The following is a 25861-nucleotide window of genomic DNA, read 5'->3' as shown; positions in this document are numbered from 1 at the left end:
GGCTGAGCAGTTGATCACGGCGTAGCGAGCCCGGGGAAGATGGGGTTCGTGGAGCGCTTACTTTGCTCTCGCGTCATCGCGGCCTTGCTCTCGCTGAACGGCACGCGCAGCAGCCCGCGAAGACTGGGAATAGGATTGGCCTCGACCAGACCCCGCACCACCGCGAACTCGAAGATGGCCGCAAGATCGCCTTTGACGTGAATGGCCGCCCACGCACCGTGTAACTTGCACTCCTCCAGCAGCGGGCGAATCTGCTTCACGCCAATGTCGCTCATTGGCATCCCATCGAACTTGGGCGACAGGTACTTCCTGATGCGGGATTCTTTCGTGCGGTAGGAACTGAGCGCAAAGACTGGCTTGATCTCCGCCAGGTACGCTTTCGCCACCTTGGCGAACGAGCTTTCACGAGCGCGCTTGCGTTCTTCCAGCGCTTCGAGGTTGCGCCGCTTGACCTGCTGCCGCTCATGCGCAGGATGAATGCCTTGCTTGACCAGGGCACGCGCCTTCTCTCGGGCCGCACGTGCATCCGCAAGGCTTACTTGAGGAAAGCCGCCAATGGCAAAGAGGTTCTCCTTGCCTTGCAGGCGGTACTTCCACCGCCAGAGCTTGCCGCCAGTAGGCTTGACCAGCAGGAACAAGCCCCCGCCGTCTGAAAGTTTCCAGTCTCGATCAGTCGATTTGGCCGACCTGACCTTGAGGTCGGTGAGTAGGTTTTCGGGCATCGTTGGACTCCACTGCGGGGAAAAGTACCCCCACGGTTGAACACGAGTACCCCCAACGCTACCCCCGAATTTTCCAGACCTCGATGAACAATAGGAACGCTCAGCAGACTGTATTGTTTACGCAACCCATTGATTTCAAATGGACCAACCTGTCCACCAAGCGCTACTGAGCGCCACAGAGATCCAGCAAAAATCGTCAGACGTTGAACAGAAAGTTGAGCACGTCGCCGTCCTTGACCACGTACTCCTTGCCCTCCGCGCGCATCTTGCCCGCTTCCTTGGCGCCGGCCTCGCCCTTGTACTGGATGAAGTCGTCGAAGGCGATGGTCTGGGCGCGGATGAAGCCACGTTCGAAGTCGGTGTGGATGACGCCGGCGGCCTGCGGTGCGGTGTCGCCGACGTGGATGGTCCATGCGCGCACTTCCTTCACCCCAGCGGTGAAGTAGGTCTGCAGACCGAGCAGCTTGTAGCCGGCGCGGATCAGACGGTCGAGGCCGGGCTCTTCCAGGCCCATGGTCTCGAGGAACTCCTTCTTGTCGGCGTCCTCGAGGTCTGCGATCTCGGCCTCGATCGCCGCGCACAGCGCGACCACTTCGGCGCCTTCGGTGGCGGCATGGGCGCGCACGGCGTCCAGGTGCGGGTTGTTCTCGAAGCCGTCCTCGGCGACGTTGGCGGCGTAGAGCACCGGCTTGGCGGTGATCAGGCAGAAGGGCTTGAGGCTGGCCCATTCTTCCTTCGACAGGTCGAGCGCGCGCACGGCCTTGCCTTGGTCGAGCTGGGCGAAGCACTTCTCGAGCACTGCGACGAGGATCTTGGCTTCCTTGTCGCCGGAAGCGGCGGGGCGCTTGTAGCGGTTGAGCGCCTTCTCTACCGTGGCCATGTCGGCGAGCGCGAGCTCGGTGTCGATGACCTCGATGTCGCGGATCGGATCGACGCTCCCCGACACGTGGATCACGTTGTCGTCGGCGAAGCAGCGCACGACATGCACGATGGCGTCGGTCTCGCGGATGTTGGCGAGGAACTGGTTGCCCAGCCCTTCACCCTTGGAGGCGCCTGCGACCAGGCCGGCGATGTCAACGAACTCGACGATGGCGGGCTGGATCTTCTGCGGCTTGACGATCTCGGACAGCGCGGCAAGGCGCGGATCGGGCACCTCGACGATGCCGACGTTGGGCTCGATGGTGCAGAAGGGGTAGTTCTCGGCCTGGATGCCGGCCTTGGTCAGCGCATTGAAGAGGGTCGACTTGCCAACATTGGGCAGGCCGACGATTCCGCATTTCAGGCTCATGTGAATCCTTGATCGTTCCGGTGCGCGTGCAGCCTTGTCTTGGGCTACGCCCTTGATCCGGTGTGGGGAAACCCGGGATTGTACCGTGACGCAGTGTGCGCCTCCAAAGGGTGTGCCCGCCCGGGGGCGCCAAACAGGCTCTGCACCGCCGAGCGGATTGCCGTTGCGTGTCGGCCCTGGGGGTCTCAGGTGTGGTTCCGGCCTACAATGGGGCCTCCTACATTTGCCCAATAACGAACAGGAGACGGACCGGATGACAAGCAAGTGGATCGCGGCCATCGATGCGCGCAGCAGGAGCGCGCTGGCATCGGGTGCGTTGCAGCCGGTACAGGCCGAGCAGATTGAACTCGAGGATGCTGGCATGCGCTTCATCGTGCGCTGGGTGTCCTCGCTGGCAGCCAAGGATGCGACCAAGCGTCCGCTGGCTGCGGGGGAAAGAGAGGCGGGCCGGGGCGGAGAGGAGGTTGCGATCCCGGGCGGGCCGCGCGATCCGAACTTCAACCCCTTCCTGAACCCGGACCCCGAACTCACGGTTGGCCCGGTAGGTGATGCGCATGTGGCAATCCTGAACAAGTTTCCGCTCTGCGAAGGGCATCTGGTGCTGGCGCGACGGACGTTCGAAGAGCAGTTGCTGCCGCTGACGCGCAGCGACTTTGCCGCGCTTGCCGAAATCATGGCCGAGGCGGGCGGGATCGGCCTCTACAACGGGGGCACGGCCGCTGGCGCCAGCCAGCGCCACAAGCATGTGCAGTGGATGCCGCCTGCTGAAGGCAATGCGAACCTGCGCCTCTTTGCGGCAGGGCTGCCTGATTCGGTCGTGGAACAGGACGTTGCGGTACATCCTGCGCTGCCGATGAAGCACAGCTTCGTGCGCGTGCGCTGCGGTCAGGGTGAGGTGGCACACGAGGCTGCGGCGAGCATGCATGCGGCCTACGTTCGCGCATGCAGGGCGCTTGACCTGGAGCCTGGCGTGGATGGGCTGCTTCCAGCCTGTAATCTGCTGGTATCCGATGGCTGGTTGCTGATGCTGCCCCGCAGTCAGGAGCACTTCGAGGGCATCTCGATGAGCGCGGTGTGCTTTGGCGGAACACTGTACACACGTCAGCCGGAGCAGATCGAGTCGATCCGTCGTGTCGGACCGCTGCGCGCGCTGGCGGCGGTCGGGTACTGAGCGGGCAGGGGTCGGCGCAGGCGCTCAGTTGTCGGCGCCGGTATTGTCCGCGGCTGGCGAGTCGGGTGCCTTGGTGGGCTTCGGTGCTTGAGATGGTTTGGGCGGCTTGGGTGCTGCGGGGCGGACGTTCAGCCTGGTTGCCGCGGCGTTGAGCTCTCCACGCATGATCTGCGGCCACAGGGCGAGCGCCTTGGCAATCGCTTCGTCGATCTGCCCTTGCTCTTCGCGTCGCGCGGGCTTGAGCACGAAGTTGACCACCTCGTTGCGGTCGCCCGGATGGCCGATACCGATGCGCAGGCGCCAGTAGTCATTCGTGCCGAGGTGGGCGGAGGTGTCCTTCAGACCGTTGTGGCCGCCGAGGCCGCCGCCGAACTTGAGGCGCAACTGGCCGGGGGGAATGTCGAGTTCGTCGTGTACGACGAGGATTTCGGCCGGTTCGATGCGGTAGAAGCGCGCGAGCGCGCCGACGGCCTGACCGGAGCGGTTCATGAAGGTCTGCGGCATCAGCAGCCACATACCAGCTTCGCGTGCGTTGGCGACCAAGCCGTGGAAACGGGATTCGTGCGAGAAGCGTGTGCCGAGTTTGTCGGCGAGTCGCTCACAAAACCAAAACCCGGCGTTGTGCCGGGTTTCGGAGTATTCGGCACCCGGGTTGCCGAGGCCAACGATCAGACGAGGCGGGCGTGCGAACGCGTTGCTCATCGGGGTCGGTCTCGGTGATCCGGGTCAGCGCGACGGATAGGCTCAGGCCTGCTCGCCTTCGGCTTCGCCCTCAGCAGCAGCGCCCTTGACCACCAGGGCGGTCGCCACGACAGGGTCGCCTTCGCCGTGCTGCACCAGCTCGACGCCGGCGGGCAGCTTGACCTGCGACAGGTGCACCGATGCACCAGCTTCAAGTGCCGACAGGTCGACCGTGACGAACTCGGGCAGATCCTTCGGCAGGCACTGGACGTCGATTTCGTTGATCACGTGGGAGATCATGCAGCCGCCGAGCTTGACGGCAGGGCTGACGTCGTCGCCGGAGAAGTGCAGCGGCACCTTCAGGTGCATCTTCTCGCCGGCGGCAATGCGCTGGAAGTCCAGGTGCAGCACTTGCTGCTTGAACGGGTGCCATTGGGAGTCGCGCAGCACCACCGATTCCTTCTTGCCTTCGACGTCGATCGAGAGCACGGAGGCGTGGAAGGCTTCCTTGCGCAGCAGGTGGTAGAGCTCGTTGTGATCCATGGTGATCAGGCTGACTTCGCCCGCACCGCCGTAGATGATGCCCGGCAGCTGGCCTGCGCGACGAAGGCGGCGGCTCGCACCCGTACCTTGAGCGTCACGCTTGGTGGCCTTGAATTCGATCTGCATTGTGTTGCTCCTGAGTGATGAGTGTCCCAGCCCGCGACCAGGCGAGGACGGTGAGAGCCCATCCGGCGCAAGGCCGGACGGGCAAAATACTTATTCCATGAACAGCGAGGAAACCGACTCCTCGTTGCTGATGCGCAGGATGGTGTCTGCGAGCAGCGAAGCCACCGAGACCTGGCGGATGCGGTTGCAGGCCTTGGCGTCTTCGCGCAGCGGGATGGTGTCCGTGACGACGAGTTCGTCGAGCGCCGAATCGTTGATGCGCGACACGGCAGCGCCTGACAGCACGGCGTGCGTGCAGTAGGACAGCACGCGCTTGGCGCCATGCTCCTTGAGCGCTGCAGCCGCCTTGCACAGCGTGCCCGCGGTGTCGACGATGTCGTCCATGATCACGCAGGTGCGGCCTTCGACCTCACCGATGATGTTCATCACTTCGGACACGTTGGCCTTGGGGCGGCGCTTGTCGATGATCGCCAGGTCGCACTCCATGCGCTTGGCAAAGGCGCGCGCGCGCACCACGCCGCCGACGTCGGGCGAAACGACGAGCAGATCGTCGTATTTCTGCTTGTCGAGGTCGGCGAGCAGCACCGGTGCGGCATAGACGTTGTCGACCGCGATGTCGAAGAAGCCCTGGATCTGGTCGGCGTGCAGGTCCATCGTCAGCAGGCGCTGGACGCCCACTGCCTGCAGCATGTTGGCGACGACCTTGGCCGTGATGGGCACGCGAGCCGAACGCGGGCGGCGGTCCTGGCGGGCGTAGCCGAAGTAGGGGATGGCTGCGGTGATGCGGCCCGCGGAAGCGCGTTTCAGCGCGTCGACCAGCACCAGCAACTCCATCAGGTTGTCGTTGGTCGGGGAACAGGTGGGCTGCAGGACGAAGACGTCCTTGCCGCGCACGTTCTCGAGCAGTTCGACGTTGACTTCACCGTCCGAAAAGCGGCCGACGGTGGCCGAACCGAGGGAGATACCCAGACGTCGCGTCACATCGGCGCCAAGCTTGGGGTTGGCGTTGCCGGTGAAGACCATCAGGCTGCCGTGGGGCATTTCAGCTACTCCGAAGCCGTTAAAACGACGCGCGAATAAAAGCCGTCGCGCAGAAACGACTCGGGCAGGCTCATGGCCTGCCCGTCGTCATCTGGCTGGGGAGGAAGGATTCGAACCCTCGAATGCCGGAATCAAAATCCGGTGCCTTAACCGACTTGGCGACTCCCCAAGAAACCTTTTCGCCTGCAAAAACGATCTGCTGACGAAGCGGGCACTATTGTAGCCAACCGTAAAGCGGATGGCGAGTCAGACTTTTCGCCTTCCAAGCGCTCCACGCTGGCGGGCAAAGTTTCGTGATGCGGTCGGCTTCCTGTTCGGAGTCGACCTCTGCAAACACGCAGGCACCCGAGCCTGTCATTCTGGCCGGCGCTTTGGCTGCCAGCCAGTCGATCGCCTTGCGCACTTCCGGGTAATGGCTGCAGGCCACAGGCTGCAGGTCGTTCCGGGTAGTGCTTGCTGCGAAGTCGGCCATTCTGATGGGAGTGGTATTCCTCGTCAAGTCCCGGGAAGAAAAAATTTCCGCCGTCGGCACCTGGACTCCGGGCGACAGGATCACGTACCAGGCGGGCGGCAGTTCCAGCGGCTGCAGGACCTCACCCACTCCCTCGGCAAATGCGTCGCGGCCAAACACGAACATCGGCACATCGGCGCCCAGTTGCAGGGCGAGCGTTTGCAGGCGTGCCCGGCTCAGGCCAGTGTTCCACAGGCGGTTGAGTGCGATCAGCGTCGTGGCCGCGTCAGAACTGCCGCCGCCGATGCCGCCGCCCATGGGCAGCGCTTTGTGCAGCGCGATGTCTGCGCCGAGCGTGCAGCCCGTGTGCTGCTGCAACAGGCGCGCCGCGCGCACGACCAGATCCTGCTCGGCAGGAACGCCCGCCACTTCAGTGACACGGACGATGTTTCCGTCCGCGCGTTGCGTGAAGTCGAGCGTATCCCCCCAGTCCAGCAGCCGGAATGCGGTCTGCAGCAGGTGGTAGCCATCTGCGCGCCTGCCGACGACGTGGAGGAATAGGTTCAGTTTCGCTGGCGCAGGGCAGCCGAGCAGGCGGTAGGGTGCCTGGATGTCGGGGGGTGTGGCGTTCACTGCGGAAGCGTCCAGTAATCGATGACCAGGCGCAGGCGCGTTTCTCCGCGCGAGATGTCGATCCGTGCGGGCAGCGCCTGCGGACCTTCGTCCGCATAGCCAGGGTAGTCGATGCGCCAGCCTTGGTCGATGACCAGCAGCGGGCGGCCGGCCGCGTCGTGCGCGCGCACCTCGGCGAACGCTCCGGGGGCGCCCTGCACCCAGCTTGCGAGGCGTGCTACGGGCAGTTCGATGCCGAGAAGCTCGGGCAGCAGGGCGTTGGCGTCTGGGGCGGTGTGCTGTGTGCCGTCCGCCCGCGTGAGAGTCGCGCTGTCGGCGCTGCTCTCCAGGCGCGCGATGATCTGGCCCAGGGGGCTGAACAAGGTGAGGTGGTCCGTCAGTGCGGTGTGCTGCCAAGCCACGCCGCCATTTGCAGCTTGCCGGCCATCGGTGGCCGAAATCCGGCCCTCGAGGAGGAAGGCCGGGGCTGCAGCGCGCGCGGCTACGGTGATGCCTTCACGTATCTCGAGCGGGGCGCAGGCCGACAGCAGCGCCAGCGCGGCCATGGCGGCGATCGTGCGCACCGGCACTGTGGCGGCCCCGTTGCGGGGGACTTGCAGCGTCATTGCGCCCCCAGGCGGTCCATGGTTTCCCGCAGTACGCGGTTTTCCGGGTGCGCGATGAGTGCTTCGGCGAAGATGCGCCGCGCGTCCTCTCGGCGATCCGCCGACCACAGGACCTCGCCAAGGTGAGCGGCAATCTCGGCATCCTGGCGGATGCCGTATGCGCGCTCAAGGTGGCTCAGGGCGCCCGGCGTGTCACCGCGCCGGAAGCGCACCCAGCCCAGGCTGTCGAGGATGAAGGGGTCGTCGGGGAGCAGCTCGAGCGCACGCACGATCAGGGTTTCGGCCTCCTCGAGGCGCAAGCTGCGGTCCGCGAGCGAATAGCCGAGCGCGTTGTAGGCGTGTGCGTGTTCCGGGTCGAGTTCGATGACGCGGCGCAGGCGCGACTCCATCAGGTCGAGGCGGTCCAGTCGCTCGGACAGCATCGCGGCTTCGTAGAGCAGGCCGGTGTCGTCGGGCGTTTCGCGCAGGGCTTCATTGATGACGAGCAGCGCTTCACCGCTGCGGTCGGCATCGCGCAGGATCTGCACTTCGGTGAGCACATAGCGGCGCAGGATCTCGGGTTCGTCATCTTCGCCCTGAAGCCGGGCGCGGGCTTCGTCGATCCGCTCCTCACGGGCCAGGCTGAGCGCGCTGCGGATGGTAGCTTCGGGGCGCAGGTCGAGGTCGCTGATCTCGTCGAACCACTTGCGTGCGGCTTCCCCGTCGCCCCGGTCGGCGGAGATCTGGCCCATGTGCAGGCGAACCAGGTCCGGACGCGGATAGTCGGCTGCGAGCGCGCGGGCAAAGTGGATCTCGGCGTCGGCGGGGTCTCCCAGTTGCACGGCCAGCAGAGCCACCGCATAGAGCAGTTCGGCGTCTCCCGGCGTGCCCGTGAGCAGGCTGCGGAACTCATCGCGCGCCTCCACGTAGCGCTGAGCCGACACTAGGCTTCGCGCCCATGCCAGGCGCAGCTCGCGGTCGTCGGGGGCGTCCGTCACAGCCTTCTGCAAGTGGGCCAGGGCCTCGTCCTGTGCGCCAGCCTGCTGCAGGATCTGTGCCTTCATCAGCACCGCAGGAGGCCAGCCAGTGCGCAGCTCGAGCGCACGCTCGACTCCCGCCAGCGCGCCCATGGCGTCCTGCGCGCCCAGGGCGGCCTGGGCGCGAGCGATGTGTGCTTCCGGAGCGTCGAGGTAGGGCTCGGTCAGCCGCTGAACGATGCTTCGTACGGCCTGCCTGTCCGGGACGCGGGCCAATGCACGATTCAGGCCGAGCAGGTTCTGCGGCAGGCGTTCGCTCGACTGCGCCAGCACGCGTGCGAGCTGGATCTGCACGGCGTCGAGGTTGACGCTGTCACCGTGTTCGCGGCCCTCCATGCTTGCGAGCACGCGCCGTGCTTCTTCCGACTCGGGGGCGACTTCCGCCCAGATGCCTGCCGCGGTGCGCGCCATCTGCAGGTTGCGTGCGTACATGGCGATCTCGGTCGCACGGCGGGCGATGCGCGGATCGCGCGTGCTGCGTGCGAGATCAAGATAGAGCTGGGCCGACAGCCCGATCTGGCCGCGTGAGCCGGCGATCTCGGCGAGCAGGAAATGGTAGAGCGTACGCGGGGTAAGTTCCTGCGCGGGCAGGGGGCCGCCGATCGGATCGCCATTGGCGGCAAGGGCGCTGCCGCTGGTGCTCAGTGCCAGAGCGAGGCAGACCGAGCGGGCGAGGCGGGAAAGCTGAATCTTCATGAAAAGGGGTCCGCACGACGTGTGGGGGTTGCGGCTGAGCCGCAGGCTGGAGAAGCGTCCGCGGCGCGGCGCTGTCCTGCCTTGGAGCGGCTCGACTAGAATTCGTTTCGCACCATGGTATGCAGATCGATGCCATGGCTGCAACCCGTCGGCAACGCAGCTTCGCTGTCTGTTGTGCCGGTGCCCGCTCCGCTGTCGTTTCGGCGTGCGGGCGCGGGCGCCCGAGAACCCTGCCCCGAGCCCTTGCTATGCCCGAACTGCCCGAAGTCGAAACCACCTGCCGCGGCATCCGGCCCCACGCCGAAGGGCGGGTGCTCGGTGGGCTCGTGGTGCGCAATGCCAACCTGCGCCAGCCGGTGCCGGCCGAGCTTGCCTCCATTCTGGCGGGGCGCAGGCTGGAGCGCGTCTGGCGACGGGCGAAGTATTTGCTTTTCGACTTTGGCAGCGGCACGGTGATCGTTCACCTGGGCATGTCGGGTAGCCTGCGGGTGGTGCCTGCGAACGAGCCTCCGGGGCGGCACGATCACGTTGATTTCGTGTTCGGCGCGCAGGCGCTGCGCCTGCGCGACCCACGCCGCTTCGGACTGGTGGCCTGGCAAGCGGGGGATGCCACTGTGCATCCGCTGCTTGCCAGGCTGGGAATCGAGCCCTTGGGCGACGGCTTCGAAGGCGGCTGGCTGTATCGCCACACGCGCGGCTTGCGCGCGCCGATCAAGCACGTGCTTATGGACAGCCATCGCATCGTCGGTGTGGGCAACATCTACGCATCCGAAAGCCTGTTCCGGGCCAGGATCCACCCGCTGGAGGCGGCAGGCCGGCTCGGGCCGCGACGCTGCGCGCGACTGGCGGAAGCGGTGCGCGAAACCCTCTCGGCTGCCATCGAGGCTGGCGGCAGCACTTTGCGGGACTTCGTCGGCGGCGACGGCAGGCCCGGGTACTTCCAGCAGCAATACTTCGTCTATGGGCGCGAAGACGAGCCCTGCCGCGTATGCGAGCGGCCGGTGCGGCGCATCCTGAGTGCGCAGCGTTCGACCTTCCTCTGTCCACATTGCCAGCGCCGCGGCTGAGTCGCGGGTGCGCCGGGGGCGTGCAATTTCGCACGGAAGCGCGCCAGAGATGAAGGTATGGTTCAATGGATATATTTACGCGGAATCTTCCGCCCCTCGTGGTTCCTCCATTCACGGGCGCATTTGCCGCGACGACGCAGAGGTGAGCAGCCGATGACCGATCTGACTGAACAGTTCTCCGCCTACGGGCGCTGGCGCATGCATGCCGCCGAGGCGGTGAGCCGTCTGCGCACCTGGCTCTCGCGCAACGATGTTGGCGATGCGCAGTCCGACATGCGGCTGCAATACCTGCTCGAGCGTCTGTACGACGACCGGCTCACGGTGGCGTTCGTCGCGGAGTTCTCACGCGGCAAGTCCGAGCTGATCAACGCGGTCTTCTTCGCGGACCGCGGGGACCGCATCCTCCCTTCCAGTTCGGGGCGTACCACCATGTGCCCCACCGAACTGCAATGGACCAAGGGCGCAACGCCGGAGCTGCGCCTGCTGCCGATCCGCACCCGGGCGCGCGGCACGCCGGTGAGCGAACTCAAGCGCTACCCCGAGGAATGGGTGGTGCTGCCGCTCGAATCTGCAGACACTGCCGAACTGCAGCTTGCGCTCGCGCGCGTAGGGCAGACCGAGAAGGTGAGCGCAGAGGAGGCGGCCGCGCTCGGTTTCGCTGTGGATCTGGAGGGCAAGGGGGGTATCGCGCCCGATGCTGACGGGCGGATCGAGATCCCGAGCTGGCGCCATGCCCTCATCCAGTTTCCCCACCCGCTGCTGGAGCAGGGGCTGGTGGTGCTCGACACGCCGGGCCTCAACGCGATCGGGGCTGAGCCCGAGCTCACGCTCTCCATGTTGCCCAATGCGCACGCGGTGCTGTTCATCCTCGCTGCCGACACCGGGGTTACGCAGAGCGACCTCGCGATCTGGCGCGACTATGTGCGGGCTGGCGGCGCGCGCCAGCACGGGCGCATGGTGGTGCTCAACAAGATCGACGGCCTGTGGGACGGATTGCGCGACGATGCTCGTATCGAGAGTGAGATTTCACGTCAGATCGACGCCGTGGCGGCAACGCTCGGCGTAGGGCGGGAGGCGGTGTTCCCGGTGTCTGCGCAAAAAGGGCTCGTCGCGCGCATCCAGAATGACGCCGCGCTGCTCGAACGCAGCCGTATCCCGCAACTCGAGCGCGCGCTTGCGGAGGACGTGCTGCCTGCACGCCAGGAAATCGTCCGTGACGATACCCTTGCCGAGACGGGTGAAGTCGCTGCCTGCACGCGTACCCTGCTCGAGGCGAGGCTGGCGAGCCTGCGCGAACAGCTGCAGGAACTGACGGATCTGCGCGGCAAGAATCAGAGCGTGATCGAGTACATGATGCGCAAGATCCGCAGCGAGAAGGAAGAGTTCGAGCAGGGCTTGCAGAAGTACTACGCGGTGCGCTCGGTGTTTTCGGATCTCACCAACAACCTTTTCGCACACATGGGGCTTGATGCGCTGCGCAATGAAACCCGTCGTACACGGGAGGCGATGCTGGAGTCCTCCTTCACGCGCGGCCTGCGCGACGCCATGGAAGGGTACTTCCGCAACCTGCGGGCCAACCTGCAGCGCTCCACGACCGAGATCGGCGAGATCACGCGCATGCTTGACAGCATGTACAAGCGCTTCAGTGTGGAGCACGGGCTGAAGCTGAGTGCTCCAGAGAGCTTTTCGACCTTGCGTTACGAGAAGGAACTCGAGCGCCTGGAGGCGGCCTTCGATCGTCAGCTCAATACCGCGCTGACCTTGGTGACGACCGAGAAGCATGCGTTGACGCAGAAATTCTTCGAGACCGTGGCAGTGCAGGCGCGGCGCACCTTCGAGGTGGCCAATCGCGACGTCGAGCAGTGGTTGCGGGCGGTGATGTCGCCGCTGGAGACGCAGGTGCGTGAGTATCAGATCCAGCTCAAGCGCAGGCTGGAGAGCGTCAAGCGCATCCATGAGGCGACGGACACGCTGGAGAACCGCGTCGAGGAGCTCAAGCAGAGCGAGCAGGCGGTGTGTGCGCTGCTCGATGAACTCGCTGTGTTGCAGGATGGCGTTGCCGCTGCGCTCGGTGCGCCTCCGGCGGGCCGGAAGGCGCAGGCGGCTGAGCGCGCCGCAGCCTGAGCGTGCCGCGATGCGCGCCGCGCGGAGCGCTGCAAGGCGCTCCGCGCGGGCGATGACCCGAGTAGGCCCCCGTGTGGCCTACTCAGGCCCTCGTCAGGCCTTGCCGGTCAGCTTGAGGAATTTCGACATCAGTTGCTCGTGGGTTTCCTGGTGGCCGGGATCCACCGGAATACAGTCCACCGGACAGACTTGCTGGCACTGCGGTTCGTCGAAGTGGCCGACGCATTCGGTGCATTTGTCGGGGTCGATCTCATAGATCTCTTCGCCCTGTGAGATCGCGCCGTTGGGGCATTCCGGTTCGCAGACGTCGCAGTTGATGCATTCGTCGGTAATCATCAGAGCCATGGTCTTCGCTTCCTTGCGTTTACTTTGATTTGAGTCTTTCCTGCAGTCGTGCGAGCACCTTGGGCTGCACGAACTTGCTCACGTCGCCGCCGAGGCGGGCGATCTCCCGCACCATCGTGGCGGAAATGAACATGAACTCCTCACCGGGCGTCAGAAATACCGTCTCTACGTCCGGATAGAGCTTGCGGTTCATGCCCGCCATCTGGAACTCGTACTCGAAGTCGGACACTGCGCGCAATCCGCGCAGGATCACCCGGGCGTCCTGCTGCTTGAGGAAATCCATCAGCAGGCAATCGAAGCCGACAACGTCCACGTTCGTGAAGGCAGAAACCGCGTCGCGTGCGATGTCCACGCGATCCTCGAGGCTGAAGATCGGGTTCTTGCTGTTGCTGCGCGCTACAGCGACGACGACGCGCTCGAACAGCAGCGACGCCCGGCGCACGAGATCCTCGTGTCCGCGCGTGAACGGGTCGAACGTGCCTGGATAGACCGCGATCGCTTGCTTCATTCATCGCCCCTGCGCATCAGGTGGAAATGGACCTGACCGGCGCGGCCCTGTCTGACCGAGCGCCAGTTGCCGAGCTGTTCAATGACGGCTTCGGATTCGACATACAGCCACCCTCCCGGTGCCGTCAGACGGTCCAGCCAGGGTGACACCCGCTCGATCCAGCCCTGGTTGTAAGGTGGGTCGAGGAAGACGCCGTCGAAGGTGCGCGGCGTCGTCTGGGCGAATCTTACCGCATCGCCGCGGACGATCTCTACTTGCGAAGCCAGCAGGGTCTTTGCGGCTTTGTGCAGTGCGTCCAGCGCACGCGGATCGCGCTCCACCAGCACCACGCCTGCTGCGCCGCGCGAGGCCGCCTCGAAGCCAAGGATGCCGCTGCCGGCAAAGAGGTCGAGGCAGTGCTGCCCATGCAGATCCTGCCCCAGCCAGTTGAACAGGGTCTCGCGCACGCGGTCGGGGGTTGGCCTGAGGCCGGTGACGCCGGCGACTTCGATCTGGCGCGAGCGCCAAGTGCCGCCGACGATGCGGACGCGACTCACTGGGGGGGCTCCGCGCCCGCGGCCGGTGGCGGAACGTCGTTGCGGTCGCCGTCTCCTCCGGCGATCACCGTGATCAACTGCTCGGGCCGAATGCGCCGTTGCCAGGCTTCGCGCACCGCTTCTGCGGTGACGGCCTCCACTTCGCGCGGGTAGCGATCCAGCCAGTCGAGCGCGAGTCCGTAGAAGCCGATCATGGAGACGTAATCGAGCAACTTGGCGTTGGAATCGAGGCGCAGACCGAAGCCGTTGACGAGGTTGTCGCGAGCGGCTTGCAGCTCGTCGGCAGTGGGGCCTTCCGCAATGAACTGCGCCAGGGTGTCGCGCACGACGTCGAGCGCCTCCTCGGTCTGGCCGCCGCGGGTCTGCAGGCCGATCTGGAAGGGGCCGGCGACCTGCTGCGGGGCGAGGAAGCTATAGACGCTGTAGGCGAAGCCGCGCTTCTCGCGCACCTCGGTGGTCAGTCGCGATACGAAGCCGCCGCCGCCCAGGATGTAATTGCCCACCAGGAGCGGGAAATAGTCCGGGTCTTCGCGCGTCATGCCGAGCTGGCCGACCAGGATGTGCGCCTGCGCCGCCGGGTGCGGGATCCGTAGGATGCTTGCTCCGCCGGGCGCTGGATCCGGAAGTGGCGTGGCGGGCTCGGTTGCAGGCAGTCGCTCGGTCAGTCGCACCGCGATACGTTCGGCTGCAGCGCGATCGAGATCGCCGACGATGGCGACCGTCGCCCGGTTCGCACCGTAGTGCTTGCGGTGAAAGGCCACCAGATCTGCGCGCGTGAGTGCAGCCAGTGACTCGGGCGTGCTCTGGCGGCCGTAGGGGTGATCTGTGTACAGCGAGGCAGTGAACTGGCGAGCTGCCAGCGTGGCGGGTTTGGTCAGGGCTTCGCGCAGGGCCGCGACGGCGCGGCTGCGCTCGCGCTCGAGCACCGCTTCGGGAAAGCTCGGTCGGGCGAGCAGATCGGCAACAAGCGCGATCGCCGCGTCCAGCTCCGCCGCGGACGACAGGCTGCGCAAGGACAGGCTGACGCGATCGTTGTCGGTACCGCCACTGAGCTGGATGCCGAGGTCGGCCTTGCGGTCGGCGATGGTCTGTTCGTCCAGTTCGCCTGCACCCGCGTCGAGCAAGGCGTGCGTCATGCTGGCCAGGCCTGCCTTGTCCGCGGCGTCAAGGGCGCTGCCTGCCGCGAAGGAGATCTGGACGTCCACCAGCGGCAGTGCGCGGCTCTCGACGAAATGGACGCGGGCACCGGTGGGCGCGGTCCAGTGGAGGATCTCCGGAGCGGCCAGCGCAGCGGAGGTGGCACCGAGCCCGAAGCTCAGCGTGAGGCTCAGGGCGAGCGCGCGGACGCCGCCAATGAGACGGGCGGTTGGGCGATGCAGAAGGCGAGCGATCATGGAAGTCCTCCCTCGTGTCAGTGGCGCAGCGTGGTGAAGGGCGAGCGCGGGCGCTTGTCTTCCAGGGGCTGTGGTTCGAGCTGGGCGATGTTGAGGCGGTCGTCGCTGAAGTAGCGGGCCGCGACGGCTTGCACCTCCTCCGCCGTGACCGAGCGCAGGCCTTCGAGCAGGGCGGCTTCATCGCGCCAAGAGAGGCCTGCCGACTCCAGGTACCCGATCTCCATCGCCTGACCCATCAGCGAGTCGCGTTTGAACACCTGCGCAGCCACGGCCTGCGTCTTCACGCGGGCCAGCTCCTCGGCGCTGATCCCTTCGTCGCGGATGCGCCGGATCTCGGCATGCAAGGCGTGCTGCAGGGACTCGACCGAGGTTCCGGCGGCCGGGACACCGTAGAGATAGAACAGCGAGGGGCCGCGGTTTCCGGTGTCGTAGCTTGCACCCACGCTGACTGCGAGGCGTTCGTCCCGCACCAGGCGGCGGGTGAGGCGTGCGCCGTCGTAGCCATCCAGCACCGCGGCCAGCACCTGGAGCGCGTGCGCCTCGCGGTCGGCGACCGGGTCGCGCAGCGCAGGAACATGCCAGGTCATGGCGAGATAGGGCAGCTCGGCCGGTGCTCGCACCCTTGCACTGCGCGGCCCGCGCTGCTCCGGTTCGGGCGAAATGCGCCGTTCGGGCAGCGCGCGCGCCGGGATGCGGCCGTAGTGTTCGGTGGCCATGCGGAAGACTTCCTTGTGGTTCACATCGCCGACCACCACCAGATAGGCGTTGTTGGGCGCGTACCAGCGTGCGTACCAGTTGCGGGCATCTTCGGGCTGCATGGTCTCGAGGTCGGGCATCCAGCCGATCACCGGCCGGCGATAGGGGTGGGCGGTGTAGGTGGTGGCCATCAGTTGCTCGAACACCAGCGCTCGGGGCTGGTCGTCGGTGCGCAGCCGCCGCTCTTCCTTCACCACCTCGATCTCGCGCGCGAACTCGTCATCGGTGAGCACCAGGTTCTGCATGCGGTCCGCCTCGAGCGCCATCATCTGCGCCAGATGCTCGGGCGGGATCTGCTGAAAGTAGGCGGTATAGTCCTTGCCGGTGAAGGCATTGTCGCGCCCGCCGACGGCAGCGACGCGCCTGTTGAACTCGCCCGGGCCGACGTTCTGCGTGCCCTTGAACATCATGTGCTCAAGTACGTGCGCCACGCCCGAGACACCGTCCGGCTCGTCCATGCCGCCGGCGCGGTACCAGACCATGTGCACCACCGAGGGAGCGCGGCGGTCCTCCTTGACGATCAGCTTCATGCCGTTGTCGAGCGTGGTTTCGAAAGGGTTGGCGTGTGCGGGCACGCCGGTCAGCGCGGCGATTGCGGCGCCAGCGAGCAGTGTGCGGGCAAGGGTGTGGCGAATCATGGAGTTGTCCTGCATCTGTTAGAATTCGCGGCACTCCGCGAGGCCAGGCGCGCATTGCGCAGCCTGGCCGGGGAGCCGCATCTTAGCGTGATCGGCGGCGCGCGCCCAAGGCTGGCCGGACGTGCAGGCGCCGACGCAAAACGTCCCCTCTGACCCGAGCGTTTCATGTTTGGTTTCCTGAAGAAGAAGTTCGGCAAGGCCGATGACGCCGCCAAGGCACCGGAGCTTGCCGAGGCGGTGGAGCCCGCCGAAGCAGCCTCCGAGGTGCAGCCCGAGCCCGGGCACCTGTCTGGCGAGGGGCTGAAGCCGTCGCCCGAGGGCGCGGTGGATGGCGCCGCAGAGGCGTCTGACGGACGGCTGGCCGGCACGGCCGAAGCATCCGATCCGGCCGTGGGCGCGCCTGCCATGCCACAAGCGCACGAAGGCGCGTCCTCCGGTGAGTTGCCTCCTGCGGTGCGGGATGCTGAGCCCGCCGTCGAGCGCGAACCTGCCACGGTGTCGGAGAAGGCGTCAGCGACTGAGTGCGAGCCCCCTGTGCGGATGTCGACGGCTTTCGCGGCAGAGCAGCCCGGCCCTGTGCTGGAGCCCGAACCCGAACTCGAACCCGAACCGGAGCCAGAGCCAGAGCCGGAAGCACCCGCTGCTGAGCCGGCCGCGAAGAAATCCTGGGCCGAGCGCCTTAAGGCCGGCCTTGCCCGCACCCGCCAGCAGTTCGGTGGCGGCCTGGCGAGCCTCTTCGGGCTGCGCAAGATCGACGAGGACCTGCTTGAGGAGCTGGAGTCGACGCTGCTGATGGCCGATTGCGGGGTTGATGCCTCGCAGCACCTCATCGACGATCTGCGTCGGCGCTGGAAGCGCGACCGGCTGGAGACCGCCGACCAGTTGCAGAAGGCGCTGGCCGACGGCTTGCACGAGATCATTGCGCCGCTCGAGGTGCCGCTGCGGGTCGAGGGCCACCAGCCCTTCATCATCATGATCGCGGGCATCAACGGTTCCGGAAAGACGACCTCGATCGGCAAGCTCGCAAAGTACTTCCAGGCCCAGGGCAAGAGCGTGCTGCTGGCAGCAGGTGACACCTTCCGCGCGGCTGCGCGCGAGCAACTGATGACCTGGGGCGAGCGCAACAATGTCACCGTGGTCGCGCAGGACAGTGGCGATGCAGCGGCGGTGATCTTCGATGCGATCAATGCCGCCCGTGCGCGCAGGATCGACGTTGTGCTCGCCGACACCGCGGGCCGACTGCCGACCCAACTGCACCTGATGGAAGAGATCGCCAAGGTGCGCCGGGTGATCGCCAAGGCCGATCCCTCCGGCCCCCATGAAGTGCTGCTGGTACTCGATGCCAACATCGGGCAGAACGCGCTCGCGCAGGTAAAGGCCTTCGACAAGGCGATCGGCGTCACTGGCCTGGTGGTGACCAAGCTCGACGGCACCGCGAAGGGTGGCGTGCTGGCTGCGATCGCACGCCAGTGCCCGAAGCCGCTGCGTTTCATCGGCGTGGGTGAGGGCATCGACGATCTTCAGCCGTTCAAGGCGCGGGAGTTCGTGGATGCCCTGTTCGAGCCGGGCGCCGCCGCAGTCAAGGTCGGGGCGGAAGCGCGCAGATGATCGTTTTCGAGGCCGTGGCCAAACGCTACGCGGGGGGCTACACGGCGCTGGCCGATGTCAGCTTCGAGATCCGCCACGGCGAACTGGTCGTACTGTCCGGGCACTCCGGTGCGGGCAAGAGCACGCTGTTCAAGCTCATCCCCGTGATCGAACGCCCGACCTCCGGGCGCGTGCTGATCAACGGGCAGGATGTCTCCCACCTGCCGAAGACGGCGATTCCCTATCTGCGCCGGAATCTTGGTCTGGTGCTGCAGGAGAGCCGCCTGCTGTTCGACCGTAACGTTTACGACAACGTGATCCTGCCGCTGGTGATTACCGGTCACCCTCCGGGGGATGCCGCCCGGCGGGTGGCTGCTGCGCTGGAGCGCGTGGGGCTTGCAGGGCGTGGCAAGGAGATGCCGGCAGGGCTGTCCGGGGGGGAGCAGCAGCGGGTGGCCATTGCGCGCGCGATCGTGAATCGGCCCTCGATCCTGATCGCGGATGAGCCCACCGCCCACCTCGATCCCGCTTACGCGGCCGAGATCGCCGCGCTGTTCCGCTCCTTCAACGAGGCCGGTGTCACCGTCCTGGTATCGACCCACGATGCCTCGCTGTTCGCGGCCAGCCGGCCGCGGCGGCTCGTGCTCGCCAAGGGGCAACTGGTCGAGGATACGCGCCCGACCGGGCGTCCCGCGATGGAGGCGTACGCATGACGAGCTGGCTGTATCTGCATCTGCGCGCGATCGGCCATGCCCTGAGCAGGCTTGCCGCCCAACCACTGGGCACACTGCTGTCCGCGCTGGTGGTGGGCATTGCGCTCTCGCTGCCCGGCGGCGGGTATCTGCTGCTGGACAACGTCGCCTCGCTCGTGCGTGGCGTATCGGGCAGTCCGGAGATCAGCGTCTTTCTGGAGGTGGGTGCGAGCGAGGCGGAGGTGGCGGCGATCGAACGCCGGATCAAGGCTGAGTCCGAGGTGGCGAGCTATCGTTACGTGGCGCGCGAAGAGGGGCTGCGCCAGTTGGAGGCGGCAGGATTGGGCGACGTGCTGGGCGGCCTGCAGGCCAACCCGCTCCCCGACGCGTTCGTGATCTCGCCGCGGGGCGAGGCGCCCGAATTGTTCGATCGCCTTGCGCAGGACATGCAGGCCTGGCCCAGGGTTGCGCATGTGCAGCTCGACTCTGCCTGGGTGCAGCGCCTGCACGCGCTGATTGGCCTTGGGCGCTCGGCGGTGCTGATGCTCGCTGGCCTGCTTGGCTTCGCGCTCGTCATCGTCACCTTCAACACCATCCGCCTGCAGATCCTCACGCAGCGCCAGGAGATCGCGGTGAGCCGCCTGCTCGGCGCGACCGACCCCTTCATCCGCCGCCCCTTCTACTGGTTCGGCGGTTTGCAGGGGGCGCTTGGCGGGCTTGTGGCGCTGGGCACGATCTGGGCTGGTGTAACGGGGCTCGCGCAGCCGGTGGCGCGGCTTGCGGAAACCTACGGGGCGATATTCCTGCTCAGCGGGCCAGACTGGCGGGTTTCGGTCGCCATCGTGGTGTTCGCTGCTTTCCTCGGCTGGCTCGGCGCCGTGATTTCGGTGCGCAGGCATCTTGCCGGCGCTTGATTTCTTTTAATCCGTCCAAATGTAGGCTGAGTTGCCGGGTGCTGCAGATTGGTTTCGGATGGCCTGGCGCGAAGATGGGGGTGCGGCGGCTTGGACATCGCGCTGGATGATCATAGTGAATTTCAATCGAAGGCATCTCCATAATCAATTAGAGCAATGTGTGGAACAGGTCTAAAATTCATTCCATCGAGTTTTCACACACCGCTTCACCGCAACTCACCGGAGGATTACAGATGTCGCTGATCAACACCCAGGTCCAACCGTTCAAAGCCCAAGCCTACAAGAACGGCAAGTTCATCGAAGTGACCGACGCCGACCTGAAGGGCAAGTGGTCCGTGCTGATCTTCATGCCGGCTGCCTTCACCTTCAACTGCCCGACCGAGATCGAGGACGCGGCCGATCACTACGCCGAGTTCCAGAAGGTTGGCGCCGAGGTGTACATCGTCACCACCGATACGCACTTCTCGCACAAGGTGTGGCACGAGACCTCCGCCGCCGTCGGCAAGGCCCAGTTCGCCCTGGTCGGCGACCCGACGCATCAGCTGACCCGCGCCTTCGATGTGCATATTGATGAGGAAGGCCTGGCGCTGCGCGGCACCTTCGTGATCAACCCCGAAGGCGTGATCAAGACGATGGAAGTGCACGACAACGCCATCGCCCGTGACGTGACCGAGACCGTTCGCAAGCTCAAGGCTGCCCAGTACGTGGCCGCCCACCCGAACGAAGTCTGCCCCGCCAAGTGGAAGGAAGGCGAGCAGACCCTGGCTCCGTCGATCGACCTGGTCGGCAAGATCTAAGACGATCGCTGCAGTTCCCCCGGGCCGATCCGGCCTGGGTTGCAAGCCCACGCAGCCGGCTACACGCCGGCTGCGTCATATCCGCAGCGCTGAAAACACCAGCGTTCAAAAAATAATCAAGGAAGCCTGTCATGCTCGACGCCAATATCAAGACTCAACTGAAAGCCTACCTGGAGCGGGTGACGCAGCCGATCGAGATCGTGGCGTCGCTGGACGACAGCCCGAAGTCCAAGGAAATGCTCGAGCTGCTGCACGATGTCGTGGAGCAGTCGACGCATATCACGCTCGTCGAGCGCCGCGACGACGACGAGCGCAAGCCCTCGTTCTCGGTCGGCCCGCGCGGCGGCGAAGCCCGCGTGCGCTTTGCCGGCCTGCCGATGGGCCATGAGTTCACCTCCCTGATCCTTGCGCTGCTGCAGGCCGGTGGCTACCCGCCCAAGGTGGAGGCCGATGTGATCGAGCAGATCAAGGCCCTCGACGTCGAGCTCAACTTCGAGACCTATATCTCGCTGTCCTGCCACAACTGCCCGGACGTGGTGCAGGCGCTCAACCTGATGGCGGTGCTGAACCCGAAGATCCGCCACACCATGATCGACGGCGCGCTGTTCCAGAAGGAAGTCGAGGCGCGCCAGATCATGGCGGTGCCCACGGTGTTCCTCAACGGTGAAGAGTTCGACCAGGGCCGTCTTGAGCTCGGCCAGATCCTCGCCAAGGTCGACACCGGCGCCGCGGCGCGCGACGCGAAGAAACTGTCCGAGAAGTCGGCATTCGACGTGCTCGTCGTGGGCGGCGGCCCGGCCGGCGCGGCGGCGGCGATCTACGCCGCACGCAAGGGCATCCGCACTGGCGTGGTGGCCGAACGCTTCGGTGGCCAGGTCATGGACACGATGGCGATCGAGAACTTCATCTCGGTGAAGTACACCGAAGGCCCGAAGCTGGTCGCCAGCCTGGAAGAGCACGTCAAGGAATACGAGGTCGACGTGATGAACCTGCAACGTGTCGCCGCCGTGCTGCCGGGCGAGAACCTGCACGAAGTGAAGATGGAGAACGGTGCCAGCCTCAAGGCCAAGACCGTGATCGTCGCCACCGGCGCGCGCTGGCGCGAAATGAACGTGCCGGGTGAGAGAGAGTTCCGCGGCAAGGGTGTGGCCTACTGCCCGCACTGCGATGGCCCGCTGTTCAAGGGCAAGCGCGTGGCGGTGATCGGCGGTGGCAACTCCGGTGTCGAGGCTGCGATCGACCTCGCGGGCATCGTGGCCCATGTCACGCTGCTCGAGTTCGCCGAGGACTTGCGGGCCGACGCCGTGCTGCAAAAGAAGCTCTACAGCCTGCCCAACGTCACCGTGATCAAGTCGGCGCAGACCACCGAAGTGACCGGCAGCGAGAAGGTTGACGGGTTGAACTACAAGGACCGTGTTTCGGGTACGGAGCACCGCGTCGAGCTCGAGGGTATCTTCGTGCAGATCGGCCTGCTGCCCAATACCGACTTCCTCAAGGGCACGGTCGAGCTGTCGCGCTTCGGCGAGGTGGTTGTTGACGCCAAGGGACAGACCTCGGTGCCGGGCATTTATGCCGCGGGCGACTGCACCACGGTGCCGTACAAGCAGATCATCATCGCCATGGGCGAAGGGGCCAAGGCCTCGCTGTCGGCCTTCGACCACCTGATCCGCAGCACCTCGCCGGCGGCCTGATCCACACCGCAAAGCATGCACGGCCCCGCCTCGCGCGGGGCCTTTTGCATTGGCGCAGGCACTCGCGGCACACTCCACTTGTCACAGCCTGCACTGCTCCCGGAGAACACCCTTGCCTTTCAGCTGGTTCGAGCGTCGCGTCGACCCCTATCCCGAAGCCGCTCCCGGCCCCGCGCCGCGCGGCTTCTTCGCCTTCCTGTGGGCAGGCACCGAGGGGATGCGGCCCTTCATCCTCGGCATGATGCTGCTGACCGCGACCATCGGCGCCTTCGAGGCCCTGCTGTTCGCGATGCTCGGTCGTGTGGTCGACTGGCTGGCCGAGGTCGAGCCGGCGCACTTGTGGGCGGACGAGGGCGGTACGCTGTTGCTGCTCGCCGCCATCATCCTCGGCAGTATCGTGCTCGTGGCGGTGCAGACCATGCTCAAGCACCAGAGCCTGGCGGGCAACTTCCCGATGCGCCTGCGCTGGAACTTTCACCGCCTGATGCTAGGCCAGAGCATGAGCTTCTACCAGGACGAGTTCGCAGGCCGCGTGTCGGCCAAGGTCATGCAGACCGCGCTCGCAGTGCGCGACACCTGCCTGATCCTCACCGACATCCTGGTCTTCGTGAGCATCTACTTCGTCACCATGGTGCTGGTGGTCGGGAGCTTTGACGCCTGGTTGCTGGCGCCTTTTCTCGGCTGGCTCGTGCTCTACGGCTTCGCGCTGCGCTGGTTCGTGCCGCGACTGTCGAAGGTTTCGCGTGCGCAGGCCGATGCGCGGGCGCTGATGACCGGACGCATCACCGATGCCTACACCAACATCGCGACGGTGAAGCTGTTCTCGCACGCGGGGCGCGAAGCGGCCTATGCGCGCGGCGCGATGCAGGAGTTCATGCACACCGTGCACGCACAGATGCGTCTGGTCAGCGGCATCGAGATCATCAACCATAGCCTTTCTATGCTGCTGATCCTTGCCACGAGCGGGGTTGCGCTTTGGTTGTGGAGCCAGGGCCAGGTGGGCATCGGTGCGGTCGCGGCGGCCAGCGCGATGGCGCTGCGCCTCAATGGCATGTCGCACTGGGTGATGTGGGAGATGGCTGCGCTGTTCGAGAATGTGGGCACTGTACAGGACGGCATCAACACCTTGTCGCGCCCGCATGCAGTCGTCGATTGCGCGGAGGCGAAGCCCTTGGAAGTGCGCCGCGGCGAAATCCGCTTCGAGCAGCTGGGTTTCGCCTACGGTGCAACCGGCCCGCAGGCCAGGAAGGTGATTGACGATTTCACGCTCACCATTCGCCCGGGCGAGAAGATCGGCGTGGTCGGGCGCTCGGGCGCGGGCAAGTCGACGCTGGTGAACCTGCTGCTGCGCTTCTACGACCTCGAACAGGGTCGCATCCTGATCGATGGCCAGGACATCGCCGGGGTTACCCAGAACAGCTTGCGTGCGCAGATCGGCATGGTGACGCAGGATACCTCGCTGTTGCACCGCTCGGTGCGCGACAACATTCTCTACGGCCGCCCTGATGCGACCGATGAGGACATGATCGCTGCGGCGCAACGTGCCGAAGCGCACGACTTCATCCTGGGCCTCTCCGATCCGCATGGCCGGAGCGGCTATGATGCCCATGTCGGCGAGCGCGGCGTCAAGCTCTCCGGTGGCCAGCGGCAGCGTATCGCGATCGCGCGCGTGATGCTGAAGGATGCCCCCATCCTGCTGCTCGACGAGGCCACCAGTGCGCTCGACTCCGAGGTCGAGGCCGCCATCCAGCAGAGCCTCTACCGCCTGATGGAAGGCAAGACGGTAGTCGCGATTGCGCACCGGCTATCGACGATCGCGGCCATGGATCGCCTGGTGGTGATGGACAAGGGGCGCATCGTCGAGGAGGGTGACCACCGCAGCCTGCTCGCCCGGGGGGGACTCTATGCACGCCTGTGGGCGCACCAGAGTGGGGGGTTTCTGGGTGAGGAGGTGGAAGAGGCCGAGGAGAGGGGTGGGGCGGCTGCGCGCGCGCAGGCGCTGTTGCGCGCCTGATGCTGCAACTGCCGTTAGAATCTCGCCATGAATGCTCCGGCACGCGTCATGGACCCCGTCCAGGCGAGCGGCGATGGCCACTTGCCGGGCAGCATATGGCTCGTCTATCTGTGTGGTGCCGTGTTGTTCGGAGCGCTTTTTGCGCTTGAGCGGCGGCTGATCGACGACACCGTCTTCGCGATCGCGCGTGAGCGTGGGGCGGCACTGTTCTCGCTGGTCCAGACGACGCGCGAATGGAATGCGCAACACGGTGGCGTCTATGTGCCGGTCGGCGACAAGGCTCAGCCCAATCCCTATCTCGATCACCCGGGACGTGACCTCGAGACGGTGGACGGCAAGCGCCTGACCATGATCAACCCTGCCTTCATGACGCGCCAGATCGCGGAGCTCGCGTCGCGCGGCGATGGCATTCGCTTGCATATCACAAGCCTGACCCCCATTCGCCCGGGAAACCAGCCCGACCTGTGGGAGAAGAACGCACTGCAGCGTTTCGAAGCCGGGGAGCCGGAGGTCCTGGAACTGGTGCGTGAGCAGGCCGATGCGCCGGTGCATCGCTACATGGCACCGCTGCGCGTGCAGGAGCCCTGCATGCAGTGCCATGCCGCGCAGGGCTATGAGGTTGGCGACATCCGCGGCGGTATTTCGGTGAGCATGCCCGCCGGGGTGCTGGTCGCCCGCCGCGACGAGTTGTTGCAACGCGCGGCCGCGCTCTACCTGGTCGCCTTCCTGCTCACTGCCGGACTGATCCATGGTCTGTTGCGGGCCAACGTTCGCCACCTGCGCTTCGTGCGCGGCATCAATGCCGAACAGGAAAAGCTGATTGTCGCGCGCACGGGCGAACTCGCCGAAGCCAACCGCTGCCTCGCCGCCGAGGTGGAGATGCACCAGCGCAGCGAGCGCAGCCTGGCCGCAAGCAAGGCACGTTACCGGGCGATCTTCGACAGCACGGCGGAAGGCATCATGGTGACCGACCCCGCGGGCCGCGTTGTCCAGGTCAATCCTGCTTTTTCGGAGATCACCGGCTACGGTGCCGACGAAGTGATCGGCCGCAATCCCGTGATGCTCGGCTCCGGTCGCCACGATGCAGGATTTTTCGAGCGCATGTTTGCAGCGCTGGGGCGCGACGGCGTGTGGCAGGGCGAGATCTGGAATCGGCGCAAGGATGGCGATCTCTACGTGCAGTGGATGTCGGTGACGCGCATCCTCGGGCCCGACGGGCTTGAAGGCTATGTGGCCACGATGACCGACATCACCTCGCGCAAGAAGGCCGAGGAGAAGCTGCGCTTCCGTGCCGACCACGATGCCCTGACCGGACTGCCCAACCGCAGTCTGTTCAGCGACCGCTTGCAGACGGCGATGGCCAAGGCGCATCGGCATGGCGACCGCTTTGCACTGATGCTGGTGGATCTCGACCGCTTCAAGGGTGTCAATGACCGTTTCGGTCACCTGGCGGGCGATGCGCTGCTGGTCGAGGTGGCGCGCCGCCTGCGCGACTGCGTACGTGGCTCGGACACGGTCGCCCGATTGGGGGGCGACGAGTTCGCAGTGGTGCTCGACGAGGTCGACGGCTTCGATGATGCGAGGGAAGTCGCGGAGCGCATCTGTGTCGACATGGCGCGCCCCTTCGAGCTACCCGAAGGGACGGCAGAGATCGGCGCATCGGTTGGGATCGCGCTCGGGCCGGATGGCTCGGCGGACGCGGAGGAGTTGATCCGCCGTGCCGATGCTGCGCTGTATAGCGTCAAGCGCGGCACGCGGGGCACCTTCCGCTTCTTCGAAGCAGAGCCGGCGTAGTTCAGCGGGGAACGGGGCGGCCCGGCAGGCA

The 25861-nt window shown here is 65.9% G+C and carries 23 protein-coding genes and 1 tRNA gene; 10 read left to right on the top strand and 14 right to left on the bottom strand.

Going from position 1 to position 25861, the window contains the following annotated elements:
- Positions 1–14: 14 nt before the first annotated feature.
- On the bottom strand, positions 15–722 hold the full coding sequence (locus ACNKW1_RS14125) for a tyrosine-type recombinase/integrase (protein ID WP_418365232.1): 708 nt from the start codon (positions 720–722) through the stop codon (positions 15–17).
- Positions 723–918: 196 nt separating this feature from the next.
- Complete coding sequence (ychF, locus tag ACNKW1_RS14120) at positions 919–2010, bottom strand: redox-regulated ATPase YchF (RefSeq protein WP_418365231.1); 1092 nt, start codon at positions 2008–2010, stop codon at positions 919–921.
- 253 nt (positions 2011–2263) lie between these two features.
- Here ychF and ACNKW1_RS14115 point away from each other — a divergent pair, with 253 nt between their 5' ends.
- Positions 2264–3181: an ATP adenylyltransferase family protein gene (locus ACNKW1_RS14115; protein ID WP_418365230.1), complete on the top strand. Its 918-nt coding sequence runs from the start codon at positions 2264–2266 to the stop codon at positions 3179–3181.
- Between the two features lie 24 nt (positions 3182–3205).
- Here ACNKW1_RS14115 and pth read toward each other — a convergent pair whose 3' ends face one another.
- The 7 genes from pth to ACNKW1_RS14080 all read right to left on the bottom strand — a co-directional run bounded on the left by pth (position 3206) and on the right by ACNKW1_RS14080 (position 8973).
- Entirely contained in the window at positions 3206–3883 is a 678-nt protein-coding gene (pth, locus tag ACNKW1_RS14110) for an aminoacyl-tRNA hydrolase (RefSeq protein ID WP_418365229.1), read from the bottom strand.
- A 42-nt stretch (positions 3884–3925) separates the two neighbouring features.
- A complete protein-coding gene (locus ACNKW1_RS14105; RefSeq protein WP_418365228.1) occupies positions 3926–4531 on the bottom strand; it encodes a 50S ribosomal protein L25/general stress protein Ctc in 606 nt (201 codons plus the stop codon).
- 90 nt (positions 4532–4621) lie between these two features.
- A complete protein-coding gene (locus tag ACNKW1_RS14100; RefSeq protein ID WP_002931055.1) occupies positions 4622–5572 on the bottom strand; it encodes a ribose-phosphate pyrophosphokinase in 951 nt (316 codons plus the stop codon).
- 92 nt (positions 5573–5664) lie between these two features.
- Positions 5665–5741, bottom strand: a tRNA-Gln gene (locus ACNKW1_RS14095).
- A 45-nt stretch (positions 5742–5786) separates the two neighbouring features.
- A complete protein-coding gene (ispE, locus tag ACNKW1_RS14090) occupies positions 5787–6671 on the bottom strand; it encodes a 4-(cytidine 5'-diphospho)-2-C-methyl-D-erythritol kinase (RefSeq protein ID WP_418365240.1) in 885 nt (294 codons plus the stop codon).
- Positions 6653–7261, bottom strand: coding sequence for a lipoprotein insertase outer membrane protein LolB (gene lolB / locus ACNKW1_RS14085; RefSeq protein ID WP_418365227.1), 609 nt, complete (start codon positions 7259–7261; stop codon positions 6653–6655). Before lolB ends, ispE begins: the two co-directional genes overlap by 19 nt.
- Positions 7258–8973, bottom strand: coding sequence for a tetratricopeptide repeat protein (locus ACNKW1_RS14080; RefSeq protein ID WP_418365226.1), 1716 nt, complete (start codon positions 8971–8973; stop codon positions 7258–7260). The genes lolB and ACNKW1_RS14080 overlap by 4 nt, the downstream gene beginning before the upstream one ends.
- Before the next feature lie 248 nt (positions 8974–9221).
- Here ACNKW1_RS14080 and mutM point away from each other — a divergent pair, with 248 nt between their 5' ends.
- Positions 9222–10040 (top strand): bifunctional DNA-formamidopyrimidine glycosylase/DNA-(apurinic or apyrimidinic site) lyase, encoded by an 819-nt coding sequence (mutM, locus tag ACNKW1_RS14075; RefSeq protein ID WP_418365225.1) that lies wholly within the window; start codon positions 9222–9224, stop codon positions 10038–10040.
- Between the two features lie 153 nt (positions 10041–10193).
- Positions 10194–12164 carry a dynamin family protein gene (locus ACNKW1_RS14070; protein WP_418365224.1) on the top strand — a complete coding sequence of 657 codons (1971 nt, stop codon included), beginning with the start codon at positions 10194–10196 and terminating at the stop codon, positions 12162–12164.
- A gap of 93 nt (positions 12165–12257) precedes the next feature.
- Here the strand turns inward: ACNKW1_RS14070 and ACNKW1_RS14065 are convergent, their stop codons facing one another.
- From ACNKW1_RS14065 to ACNKW1_RS14045, 5 genes are read right to left on the bottom strand one after another with little or no spacing between them, the layout of a single operon-like run.
- Positions 12258–12509, bottom strand: coding sequence for a YfhL family 4Fe-4S dicluster ferredoxin (locus tag ACNKW1_RS14065; protein WP_418365223.1), 252 nt, complete (start codon positions 12507–12509; stop codon positions 12258–12260).
- 19 nt (positions 12510–12528) lie between these two features.
- Positions 12529–13017: a pantetheine-phosphate adenylyltransferase gene (gene coaD / locus ACNKW1_RS14060; protein WP_418365222.1), complete on the bottom strand. Its 489-nt coding sequence runs from the start codon at positions 13015–13017 to the stop codon at positions 12529–12531.
- The gene (rsmD, locus tag ACNKW1_RS14055) at positions 13014–13553 is read right to left on the bottom strand and encodes a 16S rRNA (guanine(966)-N(2))-methyltransferase RsmD (protein WP_418365221.1); all 540 of its coding nucleotides are present in this window, start codon (positions 13551–13553) and stop codon (positions 13014–13016) included. Before rsmD ends, coaD begins: the two co-directional genes overlap by 4 nt.
- Entirely contained in the window at positions 13550–14947 is a 1398-nt protein-coding gene (locus tag ACNKW1_RS14050) for a M16 family metallopeptidase (protein WP_418365220.1), read from the bottom strand. Before ACNKW1_RS14050 ends, rsmD begins: the two co-directional genes overlap by 4 nt.
- Before the next feature lie 17 nt (positions 14948–14964).
- Positions 14965–16341 (bottom strand): M16 family metallopeptidase, encoded by a 1377-nt coding sequence (locus ACNKW1_RS14045; RefSeq protein ID WP_418365219.1) that lies wholly within the window; start codon positions 16339–16341, stop codon positions 14965–14967.
- A 165-nt stretch (positions 16342–16506) separates the two neighbouring features.
- Between ACNKW1_RS14045 and ftsY the strand changes: the two genes are divergently transcribed.
- The 7 genes from ftsY to ACNKW1_RS14010 all read left to right on the top strand — a co-directional run bounded on the left by ftsY (position 16507) and on the right by ACNKW1_RS14010 (position 25830).
- Positions 16507–17949: a signal recognition particle-docking protein FtsY gene (gene ftsY / locus ACNKW1_RS14040; protein ID WP_418365218.1), complete on the top strand. Its 1443-nt coding sequence runs from the start codon at positions 16507–16509 to the stop codon at positions 17947–17949.
- Positions 17946–18641 (top strand): cell division ATP-binding protein FtsE, encoded by a 696-nt coding sequence (locus ACNKW1_RS14035; protein WP_418365217.1) that lies wholly within the window; start codon positions 17946–17948, stop codon positions 18639–18641. The genes ftsY and ACNKW1_RS14035 overlap by 4 nt, the downstream gene beginning before the upstream one ends.
- On the top strand, positions 18638–19534 hold the full coding sequence (gene ftsX, locus ACNKW1_RS14030; RefSeq protein ID WP_418365216.1) for a permease-like cell division protein FtsX: 897 nt from the start codon (positions 18638–18640) through the stop codon (positions 19532–19534). Before ACNKW1_RS14035 ends, ftsX begins: the two co-directional genes overlap by 4 nt.
- Before the next feature lie 233 nt (positions 19535–19767).
- A complete protein-coding gene (ahpC, locus tag ACNKW1_RS14025) occupies positions 19768–20331 on the top strand; it encodes an alkyl hydroperoxide reductase subunit C (protein WP_418365215.1) in 564 nt (187 codons plus the stop codon).
- A gap of 131 nt (positions 20332–20462) precedes the next feature.
- On the top strand, positions 20463–22022 hold the full coding sequence (gene ahpF / locus ACNKW1_RS14020) for an alkyl hydroperoxide reductase subunit F (RefSeq protein WP_418365214.1): 1560 nt from the start codon (positions 20463–20465) through the stop codon (positions 22020–22022).
- Positions 22023–22134: 112 nt separating this feature from the next.
- Positions 22135–24036 (top strand): ABC transporter ATP-binding protein, encoded by a 1902-nt coding sequence (locus ACNKW1_RS14015; protein ID WP_418365213.1) that lies wholly within the window; start codon positions 22135–22137, stop codon positions 24034–24036.
- Positions 24037–24063: 27 nt separating this feature from the next.
- Positions 24064–25830: a diguanylate cyclase domain-containing protein gene (locus tag ACNKW1_RS14010; RefSeq protein ID WP_418365212.1), complete on the top strand. Its 1767-nt coding sequence runs from the start codon at positions 24064–24066 to the stop codon at positions 25828–25830.
- Positions 25831–25861 lie beyond the last annotated feature (31 nt).

The sequence above is a fragment of the Thauera sp. WH-2 genome (assembly GCF_048321015.1).
Taxonomy (GTDB): Bacteria; Pseudomonadota; Gammaproteobacteria; order Burkholderiales; family Rhodocyclaceae; genus Thauera.
The sequence above is the reverse complement of the archived record's forward strand: the minus strand, read 5'-3'. Positions and strand labels throughout refer to the sequence as shown.